General features: G+C 41.7%; 24 protein-coding genes and 1 pseudogene. 8 read left to right on the plus strand and 17 right to left on the minus strand.

Annotated features, from left to right (window positions below):
• Window positions 1-2: 2 nt before the first annotated feature.
• Genes A8O14_RS09145 through A8O14_RS09155 form a run of 3 tightly spaced genes read right to left on the minus strand, consistent with a single transcriptional unit; the run spans window position 3 to window position 1319 of the window.
• A complete protein-coding gene (locus tag A8O14_RS09145) occupies window positions 3-311 on the minus strand; it encodes a hypothetical protein (RefSeq protein WP_068949234.1) in 309 nt (102 codons plus the stop codon).
• Window positions 295-870: an RNA polymerase sigma factor gene (locus A8O14_RS09150; protein WP_068949235.1), complete on the minus strand. Its 576-nt coding sequence runs from the start codon at window positions 868-870 to the stop codon at window positions 295-297. The genes A8O14_RS09145 and A8O14_RS09150 overlap by 17 nt, the downstream gene beginning before the upstream one ends.
• Before the next feature lie 8 nt (window positions 871-878).
• The gene (locus tag A8O14_RS09155) at window positions 879-1319 is read right to left on the minus strand and encodes a DUF3106 domain-containing protein (RefSeq protein ID WP_068949236.1); all 441 of its coding nucleotides are present in this window, start codon (window positions 1317-1319) and stop codon (window positions 879-881) included.
• A gap of 144 nt (window positions 1320-1463) precedes the next feature.
• Here A8O14_RS09155 and A8O14_RS09160 point away from each other — a divergent pair, with 144 nt between their 5' ends.
• The 3 genes from A8O14_RS09160 to A8O14_RS09170 all read left to right on the plus strand — a co-directional run bounded on the left by A8O14_RS09160 (window position 1464) and on the right by A8O14_RS09170 (window position 3880).
• Window positions 1464-2129, plus strand: a complete 666-nt coding sequence (locus tag A8O14_RS09160) for a Spy/CpxP family protein refolding chaperone (RefSeq protein WP_068949237.1) — start codon at window positions 1464-1466, stop codon at window positions 2127-2129.
• The gene (locus A8O14_RS09165) at window positions 2130-2432 is read left to right on the plus strand and encodes a hypothetical protein (protein WP_068949238.1); all 303 of its coding nucleotides are present in this window, start codon (window positions 2130-2132) and stop codon (window positions 2430-2432) included.
• A gap of 266 nt (window positions 2433-2698) precedes the next feature.
• Window positions 2699-3880 carry an integrase core domain-containing protein gene (locus A8O14_RS09170; protein WP_068949239.1) on the plus strand — a complete coding sequence of 394 codons (1182 nt, stop codon included), beginning with the start codon at window positions 2699-2701 and terminating at the stop codon, window positions 3878-3880.
• Window positions 3881-4518: 638 nt separating this feature from the next.
• Here the strand turns inward: A8O14_RS09170 and A8O14_RS09175 are convergent.
• From A8O14_RS09175 to A8O14_RS09195, 5 genes are all read right to left on the minus strand, one after another.
• On the minus strand, window positions 4519-5136 hold the full coding sequence (locus A8O14_RS09175; RefSeq protein ID WP_068949240.1) for a hypothetical protein: 618 nt from the start codon (window positions 5134-5136) through the stop codon (window positions 4519-4521).
• Window positions 5137-5292: 156 nt separating this feature from the next.
• Window positions 5293-5751: a hypothetical protein gene (locus A8O14_RS09180; protein ID WP_068949241.1), complete on the minus strand. Its 459-nt coding sequence runs from the start codon at window positions 5749-5751 to the stop codon at window positions 5293-5295.
• Between the two features lie 154 nt (window positions 5752-5905).
• Window positions 5906-6304, minus strand: coding sequence for a hypothetical protein (locus A8O14_RS09185; RefSeq protein ID WP_068949242.1), 399 nt, complete (start codon window positions 6302-6304; stop codon window positions 5906-5908).
• Between the two features lie 156 nt (window positions 6305-6460).
• Entirely contained in the window at window positions 6461-6877 is a 417-nt protein-coding gene (locus A8O14_RS09190; RefSeq protein WP_062309433.1) for a hypothetical protein, read from the minus strand.
• A 170-nt stretch (window positions 6878-7047) separates the two neighbouring features.
• Complete coding sequence (locus tag A8O14_RS09195) at window positions 7048-7890, minus strand: hypothetical protein (RefSeq protein WP_068949243.1); 843 nt, start codon at window positions 7888-7890, stop codon at window positions 7048-7050.
• Window positions 7891-8084: 194 nt separating this feature from the next.
• On the opposite strand from A8O14_RS09195, the gene A8O14_RS09200 reads away from it, so the two are divergent.
• Both A8O14_RS09200 and A8O14_RS09205 read left to right on the plus strand, forming a co-directional pair.
• Window positions 8085-8816, plus strand: a complete 732-nt coding sequence (locus A8O14_RS09200; protein WP_068949244.1) for a hypothetical protein — start codon at window positions 8085-8087, stop codon at window positions 8814-8816.
• Between the two features lie 25 nt (window positions 8817-8841).
• Window positions 8842-9777: a hypothetical protein gene (locus A8O14_RS09205; RefSeq protein WP_068949245.1), complete on the plus strand. Its 936-nt coding sequence runs from the start codon at window positions 8842-8844 to the stop codon at window positions 9775-9777.
• Between the two features lie 23 nt (window positions 9778-9800).
• On the opposite strand, the gene A8O14_RS09210 is transcribed toward A8O14_RS09205, so the two are convergent.
• Together A8O14_RS09210 and A8O14_RS11950 are read right to left on the minus strand one after the other, a co-directional pair.
• Window positions 9801-10367, minus strand: coding sequence for a tyrosine-type recombinase/integrase (locus A8O14_RS09210; protein WP_068949246.1), 567 nt, complete (start codon window positions 10365-10367; stop codon window positions 9801-9803).
• Window positions 10368-10811: 444 nt separating this feature from the next.
• Window positions 10812-11270, minus strand: coding sequence for a hypothetical protein (locus A8O14_RS11950; RefSeq protein WP_068949247.1), 459 nt, complete (start codon window positions 11268-11270; stop codon window positions 10812-10814).
• Window positions 11271-11677: 407 nt separating this feature from the next.
• Between A8O14_RS11950 and A8O14_RS09220 the strand changes: the two genes are divergently transcribed.
• Window positions 11678-12127, plus strand: a complete 450-nt coding sequence (locus tag A8O14_RS09220) for a DUF6641 family protein (RefSeq protein WP_099092314.1) — start codon at window positions 11678-11680, stop codon at window positions 12125-12127.
• Window positions 12128-12192: 65 nt separating this feature from the next.
• Window positions 12193-12339, plus strand: coding sequence for a hypothetical protein (locus A8O14_RS11875; RefSeq protein WP_167345994.1), 147 nt, complete (start codon window positions 12193-12195; stop codon window positions 12337-12339).
• A 282-nt stretch (window positions 12340-12621) separates the two neighbouring features.
• Here A8O14_RS11875 and A8O14_RS09225 read toward each other — a convergent pair whose 3' ends face one another.
• The 5 genes and pseudogenes from A8O14_RS09225 to A8O14_RS09250 form a co-directional block, all read right to left on the minus strand.
• The gene (locus tag A8O14_RS09225) at window positions 12622-13968 is read right to left on the minus strand and encodes a tyrosine-type recombinase/integrase (RefSeq protein ID WP_068949249.1); all 1347 of its coding nucleotides are present in this window, start codon (window positions 13966-13968) and stop codon (window positions 12622-12624) included.
• 168 nt (window positions 13969-14136) lie between these two features.
• Window positions 14137-14379: a hypothetical protein gene (locus A8O14_RS09235; RefSeq protein WP_068949251.1), complete on the minus strand. Its 243-nt coding sequence runs from the start codon at window positions 14377-14379 to the stop codon at window positions 14137-14139.
• A gap of 247 nt (window positions 14380-14626) precedes the next feature.
• A pseudogene (locus A8O14_RS12030) lies at window positions 14627-15043 on the minus strand (DUF6988 family protein).
• Window positions 15043-15249, minus strand: a complete 207-nt coding sequence (locus A8O14_RS09245; RefSeq protein ID WP_068949253.1) for a hypothetical protein — start codon at window positions 15247-15249, stop codon at window positions 15043-15045. Before A8O14_RS09245 ends, A8O14_RS12030 begins: the two are co-directional and overlap by 1 nt.
• Window positions 15246-15710 carry a hypothetical protein gene (locus A8O14_RS09250; protein ID WP_145915351.1) on the minus strand — a complete coding sequence of 155 codons (465 nt, stop codon included), beginning with the start codon at window positions 15708-15710 and terminating at the stop codon, window positions 15246-15248. Before A8O14_RS09250 ends, A8O14_RS09245 begins: the two co-directional genes overlap by 4 nt.
• Window positions 15711-16121: 411 nt before the next feature.
• Here A8O14_RS09250 and A8O14_RS09255 point away from each other — a divergent pair, with 411 nt between their 5' ends.
• A complete protein-coding gene (locus A8O14_RS09255; RefSeq protein ID WP_068949255.1) occupies window positions 16122-17072 on the plus strand; it encodes an alpha/beta fold hydrolase in 951 nt (316 codons plus the stop codon).
• 118 nt (window positions 17073-17190) lie between these two features.
• On the opposite strand, the gene A8O14_RS09260 is transcribed toward A8O14_RS09255, so the two are convergent.
• Window positions 17191-18459, minus strand: a complete 1269-nt coding sequence (locus tag A8O14_RS09260) for a DASH family cryptochrome (protein ID WP_068949256.1) — start codon at window positions 18457-18459, stop codon at window positions 17191-17193.
• 33 nt (window positions 18460-18492) lie between these two features.
• On the minus strand, window positions 18493-19893 hold the full coding sequence (locus A8O14_RS09265; protein ID WP_068949257.1) for a 3'-5' exonuclease family protein: 1401 nt from the start codon (window positions 19891-19893) through the stop codon (window positions 18493-18495).
• Window positions 19894-19896: the final 3 nt, after the last annotated feature.

Genomic DNA, 19896 nt, shown 5'->3' on the forward strand with positions numbered 1-19896 from the left:
AATTAAATAGTAGATAAGCTAAGTTCAGATAAGGCGTCAATCCTACGCAATTCATCGTCCTGCGAGTTCACTAATAGCTTTTGAGTAAGCAATGCGGATGTGATCACTAGCGCAATCAATAAAAAGGTAACTCTCTTAGGATGAAGCTTTAAAAGCACCAAGACTTCAGAGAATCGGTTGGATGGCTTTTCTACTTTAGTAACCGTTCGTTGCCAATCTTGATAAATACGTTGCTCGAAATCAGAAGATGAGCTTTGAACTTCAATTTGATCCAGCGCTTTCTTTAAATACTTTTTATCGTTCGATCGCATGAGATTCACCCTTTTCTAATTCTGCCCTTAATTTTAACTTAGCTCGATATAGCAACTGATCAACGCTGTTTTTACTCGTCCCTAGGACATCACCAATTTGTTCTGCGGTTAGATCCTGATAAGCCCACAGCAACATCGCCATTCTTTGTTTAGCACTTAAGGAATTCATAGCCCTTTTTATACTCTCCGGTTCAATACCCCCTGCATGATTCCAATCAATCTCCTGCATTGGGTAATGCTCAACCTCATCAAACTCCTCGAAGAATCCCTTATTAATACTTTTAATCCTATCCAAACAAAGATTGCTGACGATCGCGTAAAAGTAAGTAAAAAGTCCTGATTTTCCCGCAAACGAATCGGCACTTTTCCATAAGCGAATAAAGGCCTCTTGTACGACATCTTCCGCATCTTCTTTGTTGCCAAGCATCTTCCAGGCCAAGGAATATGCGGGGGAACTTAGTAGGCGAATGACCTCTTTTGACGCCTTGGAATCCCCCGCTACAGCACTTTTTAATAAAGTCTGCTCAAAACGATGTTGCTTGCTAGGAAATAAAGTCAAACTGATCCTTAATTGCTCATTGGCTTATTCCAATGTTCTTTTTCATTGGGATGCGCCTTCATCCACTCTTCGCGTTCTTTTTTCATCTCAAGACGCTCTTCAGGAGTCATTGCTGCAATCATGGCTTTGCGGTTATCGCGCAGCTCTTTCTTTTGCTCAGGGCTTAGTGCCTGCCACTGAGCGTGCATTTTGTCGCGCAATGCCTTGCGCTCTTCGGGGCTGAGCGCCTTAAATTTGGCATGAAGTTTTTGGCGATACTCACGGCGCTCTTCTGGTGTGGCTTGCTTAAACTGCTCTCGTAGATCCTTAGACATCTGAAGACGCTGCTCATAGCTCATATTAGCCACCACTTGAGGATCCTGTGGCTCAGGCAAAGCTGCGCTTGCAATACCAATCGCTCCCACCATCAAAATACTTGCCATCATTAAACCTTGCATTGCTCTTTTCATTTATATCTCCTTGTTTGTTACTACTTAGACGCGAGCACCTATAGAAAACTTACGACCAAAACCAAATAATTATTTTCTTTTTAGAGTAAGTATTTTCCAAAATTACTGTCTAACAACAGTTAGAGACATCCATTTGAGAGAAAAATGAATCAAACCATGCCATTGCGCTCAATTATCTTGAGTTTTCTAGTTTTAGTAGCAATTTCGCCCATTAAAGAGTCTTTTGCTCAATGGGGCGGATCCCAAGGCTCTGGGATACCAGGAATGCCTGGAATGCGAAGGGGCGCCGGGCGCAATGCTTCTAATCCTGACTCTTCCAGCACATCAGCAAATACGCATATCTCAATGCCTGCTCCAGGCTCAGATCTGCTTACTTATGAGCAAATCGAAACTGGCTTATCTCGCCTTGAGGAAAGTCTTCAGCTAACACCCGCACAAAGCAAGGCTTGGGGTAATTTTGCAATCAAGGTGAGACTTTATGCGAGTGATGTTGCCAAAGTAAGGGCTAAATTGAATAACGATAGTTCCGCCACTATTGATGGACTGAAATTTCTAAGTCAAACTACTGAAGATGCAAAAAATCGATACACCATCTTAAAAGAGGTTGATGAGACTGCCAAACCGCTTTATAAATCATTGAGTGCTGAGCAAAGGGCATCTTTTGATAGCAAAGTACCTACTTTTATTAATGCAAGCCAAAAAAGACTGGCGCCAAGCCAACCAAATTACAACTTGCCAGAACTCGGTGAATCACCGTCGTCCAACCAAAACTCTGGGTCAGGCACTTTGCCAGGCTACATTCACCAGTAAATGCGTAACCCCAACAATCTAAGTGGTCATATTCTGCCGACTTCAGGCGCAATGCTTGGGGTATGCATGACCGTTATCAGCATTGTGAAGCTAACCCAAACAAACCGAGGTATTGCCTATTGGGTAGATGACCTCCTAGCCCTAGATGCCCTCATCTTTCTAGCAAGCTCTATCTTTTCATACCTATCCATTCGAAGCAATTCAAAGAAGGTTTATTTTGAAGATATTGCGGATAAGTTCTTTATGCTCGCATTGCTCTGCATGGGTGCTGCAGTCTTACTCCTGACATATGAAATTGTGTAGGCGGTGTGATGGCTCCATCTGGCCGTAAGCAGTCCTTCAATATTGCACGCAACAATCTACAAGTAGTTCATAGTTCCAATGGCAGACCTATATGTTTATTGGGGTTGCCATGGAATCTGCGTCGAAATTGCTTACACACTGAGTGACACAGAAAGAAAAACGACTTAGGAATTTCTCCCTAAGTCGTTGATGTACGACTCGACACATAGTTAACACTTTATACCGGACACATACTTTACAGTTTTTGGCATAGGAGGGACCACTCTATGCCGTGGAATGAAAGTACGAAGATGGATGAAAAGCTCAAATTTGTGTCGCGTTACCTCGATGGCGAGAAAATTACTACCCTGTGCCAGGAGTTTGGAATCTCCCGAGTGACGGGCCATAAGATCATTGATCGGTATAAAGACAGTGGTTTGGAGGCCTTTACCGATCGCAGTAGACGACCCTTTCGGCAAGCCAATCGCTTGCCCTTCCAGGTCGAGCAATTGATTGTGAATCTGAAAAAAGAGTTCCCCACCTGGGGCGCTCCTAAACTGCGCGACCGCATCCACACCCACTATCCAGAACTGGCATTGCCTGCCAAGAGTACGGTACATGCAGTTCTCGATCGCCATGGTCTAGTGAAGAAGAAACGGATGCGCCGCCATCCCAAGCTTACCGGGACCAACTTATCCGATCTCAAAGAGCCCAATGCCCTATGGTGCGTGGATTACAAGGGCGAATTTATGTTCGGTAATAAGCGGTACTGCTATCCCTTAACCGTAACGGACTATGCCTCTCGCTTTTTGATTTGCTGTGAAGGTTTGGAGAGTACTCGTGAAGCGCAGGCTTTTACCGTGTTTGAACAACTCTTTAAAGAGTATGGACTGCCAGGTTCAATCCGCTCAGACAACGGCGTGCCCTTTGCCTGCGCTAATGCGCTCTATGGTTTAAGTAGTCTATCGGTATGGTGGTTGCGCTTAGGCATTGGGATTGAGCGCATTAAGCCCGGCAATCCCCAGCAAAATGGCCGCCATGAACGCATGCATTTAACACTCAAGCAAGCGACGACTAAACCCCCAGCCAAAACGATGTTGCAACAACAAGATAAGTTCGAAGACTTTATCCATGAGTACAACTATGAGCGTCCCCATCAAGCACTAGAGATGAAAAAACCGGCACAGCTCTATGTTCCTTCGACCCGAAAATATGAAGGGCTACCCGATGTGAGTTATCCCTTCCACGATAAGACAGTGACCGTGACTAACTGCGGACGCATCTGCCTTGATGGTAAGAAGATTCACTTTAGTACGGTGTTCGCTGGTCATGACGTGGGCCTGCGACAAGTCGAAGACGACGTGTGGTTAGTGAGCTTTATGGATTACGATATGGCTTACTTTGATATGGAGTCTTCAAGGGTACAAGCCCTAGAAAACCCATTTGGTCCCAAAGTATTGGGGATGTGATTGGTAAATGTGTAAACCATGTGGTCGGTACCGGACGTAAAGCATGTGTCCGGTACGTACCTTTTATTTCTGGTGGGCCCACCAGGACTTGAACCTGGGACCAAAGGATTCCGGTTTGTGTAGCTTTCACTACTCCCTGGACTATGCCTTCATCATATTGATTGCTCAACTTAGATGGGTGCCGTCTAGTCTCTACACGTTCAAAGTATTTCTACTAAGCTTCGCTCGGCGTTAGCTTGTGCAGCTTTTGGCTGCCTTTAGCTTTCTCCGAATTTGACACCATCCCTTATGCAGTTTCCAAGCATAAGGCACAACTTTCGCTATGAGTCCTCTGCTCTAACCAACTGAGCTATGGGCCCTAAAACTGTTTTTACTACACACCTTACTGCTGGTGTTTACTACTGCAAAACCACACTAAAACCGCATTTACTACACACCTCGGTTTTTGCTCCGGTGTGTAAGCGGTGTGTAAGCAATTTTATATGTCTTAACCACCACTAACCTCTTGAATCTATTGAGGTCTTTGCTACAAGACCCCTAGGGCTTCTTTCTTATGAGAGCAGAGTACCAAATTGACCGTAGTAAATACAAAGGTCTAGCGTTAGTGAGACTCGGTGTGTAAGTAAGTGTGTAAGCAATTAAGCTGCAATAGGGAATTCAAGCACCGGCATCCCCATCTTGATTCGCTGAAGATAACTATCAGTCATGATCTTAGAAATATCAGCTTTTCCAGCATCAGCCACAACAACAATCCCACCCTGATTCTTAAAATCAGCTCTATCCACCCAACCTTGCGGTGTTAGTTGTTGTAAAGTCATGCCAGCGATGGAAACAGCTTTGGATGAAATAAACCATAACTCTTGCTTATCCCCTGCCTTCTTAGCAACTATCTCATTGATTTTGCCAATAGGTGACTTAAGTAACTTCTGACGATGGTAGCTACCAATCCAAGTTTTAATAGATTTAAATTCAGATCTATTAAATTTAAAACGCCAGATGCCACCGACATAGCCTGCTAGCTTTAGCATGTCAACATGAGGTTTTTCTGTGCCCAAATGTAATTGAAGATTTGTTTCTGGCATTTTTGGAACGTGAGGTAATGCAGTTCTTGGAAAACGCACTTCTGCTGTAAACCAAGCAAAATTAGTTACTGAAGGGTGCAACCTTACCCCAGTAACTGCCTCTGTTTTAATTTCTTGTGACATCAAAATATCAAACAAGTTATAACCTTTTGTGTAATGAAAAATAGTGCTCATTTAATTCTCCTTAATTGCGAACTATCACTGCGATAATTCATAAGTTCTATATTAGTTTTGATGCCTTAAATTTCGAATGAATAAGCGATTTAAATCAAGTTTGTTAATCGCCCTGAAAGTAAGATAAGTGGTTGCCTTGCAACCACTTATCGAGCACTATGCAGCTAATTCGACCTGTTGACAACGATCACAGGAACATCCAACTATATTTCGATTAAAGTACTCCTCTGCATCAACATCACAGATATTCCAGGCGTAGATAGGACCCATCATTGCACCCCAAGGAGCAACAATGGTGTCATTACGCAAAACTCCAAAGTACGCCAAGTTGCCCACATCATCCACTTGCGTTGAAGCGACCTCAAACCAAAATCGCTCATTTGGAACATCCTCAATTCCCCAATCAACAATCACCTTAGCCATCATTCCCACGGGGATTGACTCACGAATCTCTTTTTCCGGAATTGAGAAGGTATCTGGGAAATTCTCTTCCATATATTCAACATCTTGCAATCCAATTTCCATCCACTCAGAATCCACCTCTATAAAAGTGGAGTTAAATGGTGCTTCACTTGCCAATTTAAAGTCTGCTGCCGTATGTTTGCAATTACACATGTATTTCTCCTTTTTACTTAAGGTCATCAAGAGCGATAACCCATATACCTAAGATAGGCGTTTTGACCCTCTTTTCGGGTAAACAATCAATTCAAATCGAGTTTGTTAATCAATAGATATAAACAAAAAAGCCACCCGAAGGTGGCACTAAAACTTATGCAAAGTTTTCTATGGGTAGAGAGCCATTCAAAACCTGTTCGGTGACCTCTATGCCGCCCATATCCTCAATAAAATCTACCAAACCTTCTCCGGATAACATTAAGGGAATATCTTTCAAATGCGCCCCAAGAGCCACAACGATTTGACAGCGTCTTAAGAAAACTTCTTCATCGGCATTAGCTTTGGACCAGTCAAAATTTCTAACATCTTTATATTCAGCCTTAACCGTAGACAGCATTTCAAGCCACTGACTCATAAAGCTTTCAAAACCAAACCGCCCAATTAAATCTGGTGTGTTTTCAAGCAGCTCAAAGAACATATCTACTGGAACCTCGATGGCGCAATCTATATCAAGATTTACCAGACTAATAGTCAACATTTTTTCATTACTCATTTCAACTTCTCCTATTTAATAAAGGCTCTCAAGAGCGACAGCCCATATATGTAAGATATTCGTTTCGACCTACTTTTCGGATGAATAACCAATTCAAATCAACTCTGTTAATTGCCGAAACCGATAGAAAATGCCACCCGAAGGTGGCATCTATTACTAAGCCGCTAATCGCATAACAGGAACCTCTGGAATCAAATCTACCCCTCCAGCAGACGACAGATCCAATAAGCCGCGAGCACGCTGCTCATCAAATTGCTCCGGATGCACTAGATAAATCGGCTCTTTGTATAAAACCGTATTAAGAGCGGCAAAATCAACGCAAAGATCGCAAAACTTACCCCATCTTTCTTTCTGAACGTGCGCTGCCTTAGGATGTTTATTAAAAAATGCATCCTCACGTAACAGCTTTGCTTTAAGCACTAAGTGGTAACCATCGGCTTTTTCATGATCACTATTTACCAACCTCTCAAATTCATTAACAATCGCATCTACAAAATCTGTCGTAGATTTAACTACCATCTTGATGCCATAAGGAATCATATTGACTGCAATTACATAAGATTTATTACTCATTTAATTCTCCTTTAATTGAGAGCCACCAAGTGCGGTAACCCATATACGTAAGATAGGCGTTTTGACCATCTTTTCGGATGAACAATCAATTCAAATCAAGTCTGTTAATCGATGTCTTTAAACGAAAATGCCACCCGAAGGTGGCACTGTTACTGCAAGTAACGCTTGTTTCATGCGGCTATTGGTAGCGGCTGGAGAGTCAGCTTTTTGGCTCGACGTTGTTCATCAACCCTATCGCGCTCCTCTTGTATCTTGAGTTGATAAGCAGGCGAAATCATCTCTTTTGCTTTTGCAAATTGCTGTTTTTCAATTTCTGAATAACTCCCTTTGCTGCCAATGTCCACTATTACCCGTTTAAGAATTTGCTCCTCAAACTCATAATCCATAGGAACAATACCTACTACTTTGTAAATTCCATCAACTATGGCGCAAATGGGATATAGAAATGAGCCAACACCATGCGAATCATGTACTTGACTGGTCCATTCGCCTGGAATCCTAAACTCAGCCATAGGCGTTTCAGCTTTTATGTTTAAAAGTGCTTTCACAAGCTTTGCCCTACCCTCATCTTCACTTTTGCGCTTTTGTACGCCTTCTAAATTCACATTACTTTCGCGAATACGGTCAATTCCTCCGTTTTGGCGTATGAAATCTTCTAGCTCATCAGCCATTACATCCTGTCTATAAGCCATATCAAGCACTCTGGCATAAACGTGCGCATTTTTACGATTAGTGCGCACTACATATTTCACAATAATGGTCAGATCTGGGGTATTTTTTTGAACCTTGATATGGTGCTTGGTTGATAAAGTACTGCGCATTTTGGATAGTATTTCTAGCTTATAGTCAGACCCCAGAACCTGATCGCTATATCGCATTAACTCAGCCAATAGCCCATATAAAACGTCGTTTGCTTTCACAATGTAGCTATCGTAAAAATCAACTTGCTGCTGTGCCAGTAAATCCCCTTCTGATAACACTTGCTCTACTAATAACTTTCCATTCTTTTTCATCTTATTTCTCCATTGTTATGCGTGTTAGTTCGCTTTATAAGTCTATAAAAATAGGGGTCTTTTTCGGATGAATAAGTGATTTAAGTCAGTTCTGTTAAGCGGATTTAGAGGGGTAAACGCTAATCAATTTGGATAAGAATTGTGCTTATACTTTTCATATCTACATTTAGTACAGCAATCAACTAAAGGCTTATATGGCAGAAGAAGGATTGGGGCTTTACAAGGAGATTCCAGGTGGACTTCGAAAAGGACGCTCCACTACAGATGACTGGCGGAAAGCTAAAGACACAATGTATTACGAATGGTGGCGATGTTTAAATGCAAGCAACGAATATCTTGATTGCTGTGCAAAAGGCGGTAAAAACCACCCTTTAGCCGATACCTATGCACTATTCGGGGATGTAAACGTCTCATGGGCACAATGGTGGATCAAAGTCGGCAAACGTATTTTTAGTGAGAGGCGTCAATACCCTAAGGTTCGCGCAATCGAGCAAGAAGAGGCATTAAGCAAGTTGGAAGTTGAGGCAAAGGATTTCTTAATCCTCGATATCCCTTTACATCTGCGTCGAGTAACCATTCTTGAGCAAATCAATAAGCTCTTAGATCAGCATCATGATGGCAAAAACTTGGATGTGAGAGCTCAAAGTACCGCTTTAGTGCAACTCGAAACTACTAAGCTACAACACAAAACCGTCCCAATCTTAGTGGATGTTGCAGAAATCCTGCATCGCAACCCCGGCATTCAACTGTATCAACTGGCTCAAAGAGCAAAACTAGCTGAAATCCACCTTGGTAGGAAAGTTCAAGAATCTAATAGCGCAGAGCAAGAGAAGCAAAGACGGCAAATGGCTGCCAGTAGATATAAGGAGCAAGCAGAAAGATTGGTTTACAACGCGGCAAGACTGAAGTTCCCATCAATTGAATAAGTGTTATTACAGTTAAGGATAAGAAATGACTATTCAAAGTACGGTATTAATAGGCAACGGCCCTAATCGCGCAAACGAAAAGGATATATTGGAGGTTGGCAATGTAGAGATAAGTTGGAACAGCTTGCTAGCTGACTTATCTAAGTTTGCTGGAATTGATATACGTAATATTGACAGTAAACCACTAACCCTAGTATTTGATGAAATCTTACTGCGTTCGAGAAAGCCAAATATCAAACTAGCATTGCTCAAGGAGGTGTCAAATAAAATCTTTCTAGCTAGAAATGCTGAGCTAACCAAAAGACTTTCTGAGCTAACTAAAGTAATGCTCACTACCAACTATAGTTGGGCTACATTTGATTCGCCTGAATTTGGATTATTTCTTCACAAGAAATTTCCAGAAATTAATGAAAATACTTTTTCTATTTTTCGAGGATTTAAAGGTGATAAAAGAGAAATTTGGTTTATTAATGGATCGTCAGATACCCCTACAAGCCTAGCACTAGGCTTTATGCAGTATGCACGCCATCAAACACAAATTAAAAATTACTTAACTGGCGGAGTTTCTTACAGCAAAATCAAAATTCCGAATTCGCCTTTATATCGAGGGATCCCTCAATTTGATTTTGATAAGAAAAAAGAGCCTTACTCTTGGGCGGATTTATTCTTACGCGACCATATACATATGATTGGTTTGGGAATGGAATATACCGAAACGATTCTTTGGTGGTTGCTTATCGAAAAAATGCACTTACAACGCAAATATCCGAAATACATTGGCGGTGTCACTTATCACCAAGTTGATGTTAAAGGTAAGCCTGAAAAGAACATCAATGACAAGCTAAATATGCTTGAAGATCTGGGAGTCCAAGTCAACCGCGTATCTGCTCCAAGCTACTTTGACGGGTACATGATGATTGCAGATCAAATTTCGCCAAAGGTACGCAAGGCTAAGAAATAACAAAAGGCGCTTAAGCGCCTTTTTCATATCAACTCAACCGCATTACGCATGAGATCTGGATTGACGTCGATATATTTTTGGGTAACCGCAATCGATTTATGCCCCGCCAATCCAGCCAATACCCTTACGGAGATTCCTTTGTTTGCTAGCGTAGTAATGAAGGTTCTACGCCCACTGTGACTGGAAGCTCCAGCGATTCCGGCATTGCGATAAGCCCAAAAAAACCATTGGCATAAAGAGTTCGCTGAGAATCCCAGTCTTTTAGCGGTATGAAAGAACGGCACGTCTGGAAATCGCGCATAACGAGTAGCCAAATAGATCGCCAATTCATCTTGTAATTTCTTAGGTAAAAATACCGTTCTAGGTTGCCCACCCTTAGTCTGCGCTGCGCTTAAACGTACTTCATTGCGAATCGTGCCATCTTCATTCACTACGTCCCGCATTTTTAAACTGGCTATTTCGGCAACGCGAAGCCCGGAATAACAGCTGGTCAATATCAGCGCCCTATCCCGCTCAGGGTACTTCTTAGTACTTACGTATGCCAATACTTTATCTAGCTCTTCTGGAGTCAATGTCTTTGCTTGTGCCATTTGTTTTTCCTTTGCAGTTAATAAAAAGCATGTATGTAGTGTGTTTTCTTTTGTAGCAAAGGTTGACCTCTATTTGCCATGAGGTGCTTTTGAGTTCTTGTGATTTGTCATCTTTGCACTAGGTTTGCATGTAAAACCATGGGCTTCCAAGATCCTCCATGAATCAATGACTTACAAAAATTCCAAAAGATTAAGCATTTTTTCTTATGTGCACACTACGCTTAATATTTAGCTGTTTTGTGTGAGATCTAGACAACAATTTGAATAAGAATTTGGTGGATTTTTAAGTAAATTCTGTGGGTTTTAGACACACCGCTAAAAACACCTCAAATCCACGCTGTACTGCGTATATGCAATCTCAGCTAACCCATGCTTAAGAATGCAAAAAACCCGCGTTAAGCGAGCTTTTTTGAGGGGTTTATTAACAATTTTATGTATTGGCAATTACTGCCAAACTGTTAAATCCACATTAGTAGCAATAAACACGGGAAGCTTTGGCCCTGCGTTTTTGCAGTGGCGCACTGGCAAGTCCCAACTCCCTTTTGTCCCCCGTTGCTCATCGCCAATACGCAAATGCATTTCCCCGCTATCTGGCAAATACGCACAGAATCCCGGCACTGTTTGTTTAATCTTTGCATCCCTATCCCAATGCAGTATCCATGACATCAGGATATTGGGCGCTTTAGGTAAGTCTGTATTAATCAGCTCATTGACGATATCTATTTGCTCTTGTGTCTGAGCACGGTTTTCCCAATGGATGTAGCTATAAAAATCGACTAAATACTTTTGCATAGGGTTATGTAGTTCGATTGAGCCGTTATAAGCAGCGCGATTAAACACCATATTTCCATAGCTTCCTGCAAATTTTTCATTAATAAACATTCTGACTGCAATTTCTCTCATTTTTTTCTCCTTTTAGATGAGTGATGTTGCAAGTCGCTTGGTTAATTAGTTTCCTAGTTAGTTACTAGAAGAAGAGATCTCAAAAGATCGTTACTTAGTGATTAGTTGCTTCTCTCAATAGAGAGAAGTGCTTTTGTGTTGCTAGTCAGAGTTATTCATTTGCCACTAAGTGACTCACTTAACTCCATTAGCTACTACTTACTCAGCTAGTAACGTTTTTCCCTAACCCCTGTAACCCACTCTGTCGCAACCGAGCAACTCACAAAAATATTTATCTCTTGATAAGAAATACTATATTTTTTCTATCCAAAATGCTCTGTTTTCTAAGAGTCGTCAAATAGAGGTCGCCCTAAAGCTATGATCAGCCATACATTGCGTGTGTACCCCACTTTTGATAGGAGAACACCGTGGATATACCAAATGCATTAAATAAACTGAACTTTGTAGACGCTATAAGGCCTAGATCTATGCCCGCAATCCAGCAAAGACGCAATAAATTAAGCAACAAGCTTTGGGAACAGATCCAGTTAGCCAAGAGCCAAATGGAACATACCCATTTTGTTATAAAGCGCAGGGTTACTGTTAAAGACTTAGAGGGTAACTACAAGAGTATTGAACGCCCTAAACGCATTAAACCTTGGTGGTTTATGGCTGCAGATGGCGCCTTATGTCTATCTGTTTTTTATGGCAGCAAACGCTTAGAGCTTGTACCAGGCAAAACCTTTGTTTCGGTAAAAAATATGAATGACTTAATAAAGACATTAGAGCTTCTTAAGTCTGAAACGGAGGCTGGTAGCTTGGATCGGGCTATTAAAAATGCCAGTGGCGCACTGAAATTGAACTTCAATAAAAAATAGTTAGCACAACAAGCGTCACTTGAAGTAACGCTTGTATCAATAGATAAGAAAAGCTAAATAGCTATATGAAAAGATATAAAGCGACAGTCAATGCGGCAGGGATGTGGGTGGAAACTATTCTCTACGCCCAAAATCAAGCCCAGGCTTACAGGTTATTTCAAGCTATTTTTGGCGCTAATAACGTTCCCCATCAACCACTACAGATTGGTTAACTATGAGATTCGATGAAATCGCTCCGATAAAACCCTTAAGCCCTGAGCAAGCTAGACTTAAATCAATGAAGGATCGCGTTAAGCGAGATCAAGAGGCTATCAAAGCTGAGCGAGCTAGGCAGAAGATTAAAACGGGGCAGCAGCAATTGGCAACAATAAATAGCGTCAGCTAGCAAATGTGCCTAGCGACTATAAACAGTGGCTACCAACTCGAAGGGCTGATGATCCCTATTTGCAGAAGGCTTTGGATAGATAAGTGCTACTTTAAATAGCCTTTGCGCTTCAAGCAGCCCGCAGCTCCTGCTGAGCCCGCTTCTTGCTCGGGTAGTTATCTGCAGCCTTACTGTCTGCTTCTATAAGCTTTCTTGTATTTGTTCCACGCAACTGCTCAATAGCCTGTATTACCTGTAAGTGGCTATAGTGCCGCTCAATCATTAAGACGCTAGTGCCCATCTGCTTAGCTAGTGTATGAATAGGCACCATATCGTGAGTAAGTGCTAACGTGGCATAAGTATGGCGCAGGCTATAGAACACCCGCTTTTGATTGGTCTTAGGATCAATTAGCAATCCATGGTCCGCTAAGAAGCCATCAAACATATGGTTTAAGACATCACTTAAATCTCTGCCCTCTTTGGTTCTAAAGATGAAGTCATCGTTAGTGGGTTTAATCAGTTCCGCTAATGGATCTTTAATTGAGCTTGCTACTCCATAGTTCCGCATAGCTATACGTTCAAGCACTCTAATACTAGGCAGTCGTCCAATAATCTGTCTTTGCCCTGTTTTCCCTTTGACAGTCATCTCACAGCTTCGGTTTAAGCTATGCACTTCAATGGTTTCGCCCTCCTCGTCTAATTGATCTGTCACTGTACTAATGGGATTCATCATGAAACGGATTTGCTTCCATTTCATATCTAATATCTCAATGCCTGGCCTTGCTCCTGTATCAACCAGCATTTCCACATAGTCTCTAAGAATCTCTCTGCGTTCGCGAACATCCTTGGTTCGGCCCGACTCTATGTAAGGACCTAGCAGTTTTAATAAAGCTCTCAGTTCATGCAATTCAAATGCAGGACGACGCACACTCTCTTTAGTCTTGCCATCTAACTTAGGCCGATTACTTTCAGTTAAATAACCCCGCACAATAGCTTCATCAAACACTCTATTAAAAGCGGCATTTTGAGTCTTACGATTACTATTCGATATTGCCAAGCCATATCTAGCTTCTCGGTCATCGTAGTACCGCTGAAGGGCATCGTAATCAATATTGGTAATAAGCCTTTGCCCAAGACTGGGGATGAAATGCTCCTTAATAATACGGATGTAATCTTTGTAGATTGACTTACCTAAGCCGCCTTTTAAGTCTCGCTCCATACGATCAATAGCTAACATAGCGATATCTTTAAAGCGTTTGGTAACCACTGGGATACCAGAGCGTTTACGAATCTCCGCTTCTACCAATAGCTCTTTAGCCCGATTAACAGCCAAGTCGTAGTTAGTTTCTTTTGTAGTAGAGCGTATCCACTTGTTATCCACCTTATAGCGACATTGCCATACGGCGCTATGCTCGCGTTGATAGAGGGTTAGATTACGGTGTATCAGTTGATGGGTATCTTTTCTTTTAATTGACATATATGTACTTTAGTTTCTGATGGCGGCTTAGGACAACCGGTATTGGGAAAATTACCTTGTCAATACGCCCAAAGCAGACTGACTGATTAATAGCAATTCTTGGAATCTCATGGTGCTCTCTTGGTAATCGCGGCGTTACTTGAAGTAACGCCTGATCTATGCAAGCACTCATTGCGCCGCCAAATACATAATCCCGTGCTTTTCTAGTGCATCGCCAATAGCTGCCATTTCAATGCTAGAAAACACTGAATGCCCCAATCTTTGCTGGAAATAGTCATTTACAGCGAACAACGCACCCAAGTGATCCATATCCAATTCATCGCCAAGGTTAATCTTGGCACTGGCATATGCTGACGTTTTTAAAGTGTCAAAAGAGATCACTTGATTAACTGCTAGATTGCTTTGATTCATTTGCTTCTCCCGTATATATGGGGCTATCAATATCGATAACCCATATACGTACGATAGGCGTTTTAGCCTACTTTTCGGATAAACAATCCATTCAAATCAAGTTTGTTAATGGCTTGTAGAGCCAGGCTAAGACAACCCAGTTGGAGGAATCACTGGGGACAATTTAGCCAAAAGAACTTGTGGCTAAGAGTGGGGATGAATGGGGAGATATGAAGGAATGAGCGTTACTTTAAGTAACGCTTGGGATTCAATTCTTCTTTTTAAATAGGCCCATTGAATATAGTTTACCTATAGCAACTTGCACCAAGTCATCTCGCTTAACCTCAATCGCCACTTGAATAAAAGCCAACAGAGCAAACATCTGAGAAATTTTTAATACTTCAATAATTTCCTCATCCTCAAAATCTGGATACAAATTTCCGGATTTAACCCTTCTTGAGATTTGTTGAAATCCACCGTGGGTATAGCTGCTCATTGCTGACCATGCCTGCTTTTTTAAAGAAGATAGCGATCCGCTTTTGAATGCCTCAAGACCTTAAACCAGCTTCAATATTTCCCAAAATTCTTTCTTTACCCTATCTTTTTGGAAATTAACCAACTCAGCGTCTTCGGCACAATTCTTTAACCAAACACCTCTAACGAAGGTTTCGAAAATAGGTCGCACTAAACTAAAAGCAGATCCATATATCTTGCTTTTATTAAAGTAATTGCTCCCAAGAAGTGTTCAATAATGGTATCAAATGCGCAAACTGATAATAACGACCGCTTATCCTTTGAAATATCTAATTCATTGAGATTATCTAAAATCCAGGCATGTAGGGCATAAGAATCATTAACATAATCTCCTACAGTCATTTTCGCTTTAGTCATTTTTTTACACTAACAAATAATGCATGCGCATAAAGGGCGGCATAAAATCGTTTTCCAGTTAATTCAACATTCACAATACTTCCAGATGCAACTGGATCACAGCGTAAATAATCATAAAGATACAAAGCTGCATTTCTTGCAAGTCTAAGCTTTGGAGGATACATAACCCTCTCATCATCTAAGTGAGCTAAGAATTTATTTCTATATTTCAGTACATCACGAACATATACCTTAAATTCTTTTTTACTAATTTTTAAGTGGCTATATAAACCCACCTCAAATCCTGCCCTATCCTCAACTACTTTTTTCCAATGGTGTTTTCCATCTTTATCGGCAAAGAGTTTGCACCAATCCAATATAGCTACATCCAAAAAATTACTGTTGGCTGCTACGTCATATTGCTCTTTTACTCTGATTTGCTTCCCTCTCCAGCCGGCTCGATAAAATGCAATATTTCTCATGGCGTGGCAACACAGTATAGTTACGCGTCTTATACGCTCATGCTTAGTGAGAGGCTTTGAATTACTCATACGCATAGCATACTTAAAAAGACAAAACCCCCACCATTTCTGATGAGAATTTTCTTTTTCGTTAAGCCCATTGGGATTAAAGCCCAGGGCCAAAGGATAATGAGCCTAGAGGTCCTGAGTAAAGCCCTATAAAAATGGGGCCTGCGGGCGATAAATACCGGTATGCGAGCATGTGTGTTTTGAGTCAAGAAGAGCAAGCGTTGCTTTAAGTAACGCTTTAACGAATGACTTCTCGCGACTCAAAGCCACCATTGTCGAATGCTTAAAACTCAGACATTTTTAGTTTTTATTTAAATGCTAATATGAAGCCTTAAGCAAATCACTCCAAACTAGGACCTTATGATGCGTTTTAATAACTCCCTACGCTGCTCACCTGCAACCTGGATACGTGGGATGTATTTAACGATTGCTAGCCTTTTCATTTCTCTGAGCTTATGTATTACAGCGCAAGCTCAAGAAAAGCCTGAAGTTAAATATGCTCAGGTTGGTGATGTGAAATTAGCCTACTACCTAAAAGGTAAGGGCGATCCTATGATTCTAATTATGGGTTATGCAGCCACCATGAGCGCCTGGGACCCCGCTCTTCTTGAGGAGTTGGCAAAGAATAATCAACTCATCATTTTTGATAATCGCGGCGCTGGACTGTCTACTGATACCAAAGAAAACAATACAACTATTCCTCAGATGGCAGATGATGCCGCAGGTTTAGTAAAGGCACTGGGCTTCAAAAAAGTAAACGTATTCTCATGGTCAATGGGTGCACGAATTGGACAACAGCTTGTCATCAGACACCCAGATTTAGTTAGTAAAGCCATTCTATGCGCCCCAAATCCAGGCGGAAAATATCAGATTGCCATTTCTAAAAAGGTTGGGGAGGAGCTAAATAATCCAAGTCTATCCCCGATGGAGAACTTCGAGTTATTGTTCCCAATTACGCCAGAAGGTAAAGCGGCTGCCAAGGTTGTATATGAAAGGTTTATGGCGGCAAAAGCCGCAGGAGCCATCCCTGATGATTTCATCGTCTCTAAAGAAACCCAGGAGCGCCAAGTTCGTGCTCGAATAACCCTTTGGAATGCCGATAATCAGAATTACAAGGATTTAAAGAACATTAAGGTGCCAGTGCTAGTTGCAGACGGTCGTGAAGACATCATCGACAATCCTAAAAACTCGGTTGTTATTGCCGATCAAATTCCTTTTGCTTGGTTGGCTTTTTATGAAGGTGGTCATGCATTCTTATTCCAAAGTTATAAGAAGCTTTCTGAAACTGTGAATATATTCCTACAAAAAGACTAACTAGCTAGTCCTGCATTACCCACCCCAAAGCCACTCATTGGGTGGCTTTTTTCATATCTTTTTATCAATATACTTTACGGAATGGGGGCCAAGAGGGTCTCTTAACTTAAAAGTGCCTTTAAAGAATGCAATCCCTATGTAACCACTTTGTCTGATAAGTCCCATCAGGATCGTGCTCTTTGGATTGTTTGGCTATGTTAAAGGGCCTTCCGCCCCTAGGATCAGTTCCCTTGCCGGCTATATACAACCAATTTCCTTGATTGCTATACACATCATAGTCAATGAGCTGAGATTCAAACCATGCGGCACCAGCTAGCCAGTCACCTTCCATGTCGTAAATCCAATAACTAGCGACAATTTGACGCATGCGGTTTGAAATAAATCCTGTCGCCCTTAATTCACGCATGCCAGCATCAATAAATGACTCTCCGGTATTTCCAGAGGTCCACTGATTAAATTTCACATCATCAAACTGCTTACTTTTTTGATCGCTCAGGCCTTTTGACTGATACAGCCTTTTGCCATATTTAAAATGTAAAAAGCGGAAATAGTCTCGCCAAAGAAGTTCAAACCAAAGCCAATACGTGCCATCATTCGCACCAGACTTCATTTCATAATCTGTTAATTTTTTGGCAATTGACCTTACGGAACATGATCCATTCGCAAGCCATGGAGAAAATTTACTTGAGTAATCCATCCCGATGAGTTGATTGCGAGTTTGCTTATACGTATCTACAAGAGTGCGCGCAAAGTATTGATTGATATGGGCTTGCGCCTGGTCCCCTCCCCCGAAGAATAGGCTTTTTCTGGGCGAGGGATTTGTTTTGGCTTGCGAACTATGCGGCCTTCCTTCACTTGGTAAAGGTGGAATCACTGGTATTACTTCTATCGGATTCGTAAACCTCAGTTTTTGCTTTTCAATCTGCTGTCGAAATTGCGTAAATACATCGGGCATTTGCTCTAGCTCAAATGGTAAAGACTTGGGGTCCAACATACTTGATTGCCATACACAGTGAAGCTCAAACCCGATCTCTCTTAGCGCTCTAACTTGCTCTAATTCTTCAGGCGCTTCAATTTGCTCACAATAAATCTGGCTGATGCCAAGCTGGATACGTAGCTCCGCAAATACTTCTGTGAAATTACCCGATAGCTCAAATAAATCAGACCCTAGCCGCCTGAGCTTTACCTTTAAGTTTTGTAAAGACTCCTGTAAAAAGACTTTGCGATGCTCGCCTACCCTTGAAAATCCCCATGGAGTCTCTAACTCTAATGTTGATTCATGCACGTAAATGGGCAACAAAAAATCTGCGTTCTGACACGCGAGCATCAATGCAGGGCTATCTTCCAAGCGAAGATCATTTCTAAACCAATAGATTGCGGTAGTCATTTGTGTGTGAATTATCGAACATCTATTAAAGATCTACCGGATACTAATTGGTATTACTTGTGCTTTAAAGGGGCCTGATAAGGCTTTTTTGACTATCTTGTAAATATCGAGATCAAACTCAGCCTCGCCAGAATCCGCCAACTCATAAAGCTCATCTTGATTAATGGCGGTGCCGAGATAGCACCATTTATCAATGACGATCATCTCACCGCCCTCTTTGATAGCGATAGGCCCAGAGTAAGGCCATACTTGCACCTTAAACAATTCCAATACTGTCTTTAGCTGTAAGTTATGCAGCGCAATTGGGGTGAGATTCAGGCATGCGCCATTACATTGTTTTACCTGATACCCAAAGCAAGATTTACCTTCAACCCTCTTTTCTAGACCAAGCAATGCCTCACAAAGATGATACTTTTTGGCAATCGCCTTCAAATAAGAGTGCGCCTCTCGCTTGCTATAAAACAAGCCATATAAATTATCTTGCAAACCAGGAGCTAGTTGATGATGGGTAACGAGTACAGGCACAAGAACTCCAGCATCATCCTCAACCAAGCTCCATCCACAAAGATCTTTCGATCTACGTAGCTTAATGTTCATGCTTGGCATGCGCTCTTTAATTAACCTAGATTCTAGGATCAGAGCGCCAAGCTCTCCACCAGTTTGAATCCAATCAATATCACGGATTTGCAAAGAGAGTTTCATTTCTTTGCGCTGCGTTAATGCGCCTTGAAAGTGCCCCATCACTCTGCTGCGTAAGGAGATGCTCTTACCAATGTATAGAGGAGTCTTGTTTTCCCCATAAAAGATATAGCAGCCAGGTCCATCAGGAATAGAGTCTATTAGGCCCTTATCTATATTTGGCGGCAGACTAGGGTTGCCTACCAGTTGATTGATTACCTCATTGAGTTTTTCTTTACCGAACCTGGATTCGCATACTCGCCAAAACTGCAGCAACAAATCTGCATCACCAAGAGCGCGATGACGGACGCTCACTTGCAGACCATGGGCATTAATAATGGTATCTAGATTATGGCGAGGCTGCTCTGGAAAGAGTAATCTGGAGAGCTTTACTGTACATAGAACTTTGGACTTAAAGTCTATGCCGCTTCTTTTGAAAGCAGCTTTGATGAATCCATAGTCAAATCGGGCATTGTGAGCAATGAATATCTTTCCTTCAAGCTCTTGCATTAACTCGTTCGCAACCTCATCAAAGCTTGGCTGATTCTCAACCATCTGAGGAGATATACCAGTCAGTCTTTGAATATTTTGCGGAATAAAGGTTTGTGGGTTAATTAACCGCTCCCATACCTGGATTTCATTACCAGTTAGGGTTTTGATACCAATCTCGGTAATGCGGTCCAAATCGAAACGGGACCCTGTGGTTTCAATATCTACAAAAGCCAAATTAGGGTAAAAGACCTCTTCAATGTCCACGTT

It is taken from the genome of Polynucleobacter wuianus, assembly GCF_001659725.1.
GTDB lineage: Bacteria > Pseudomonadota > Gammaproteobacteria > Burkholderiales > Burkholderiaceae > Polynucleobacter > Polynucleobacter wuianus.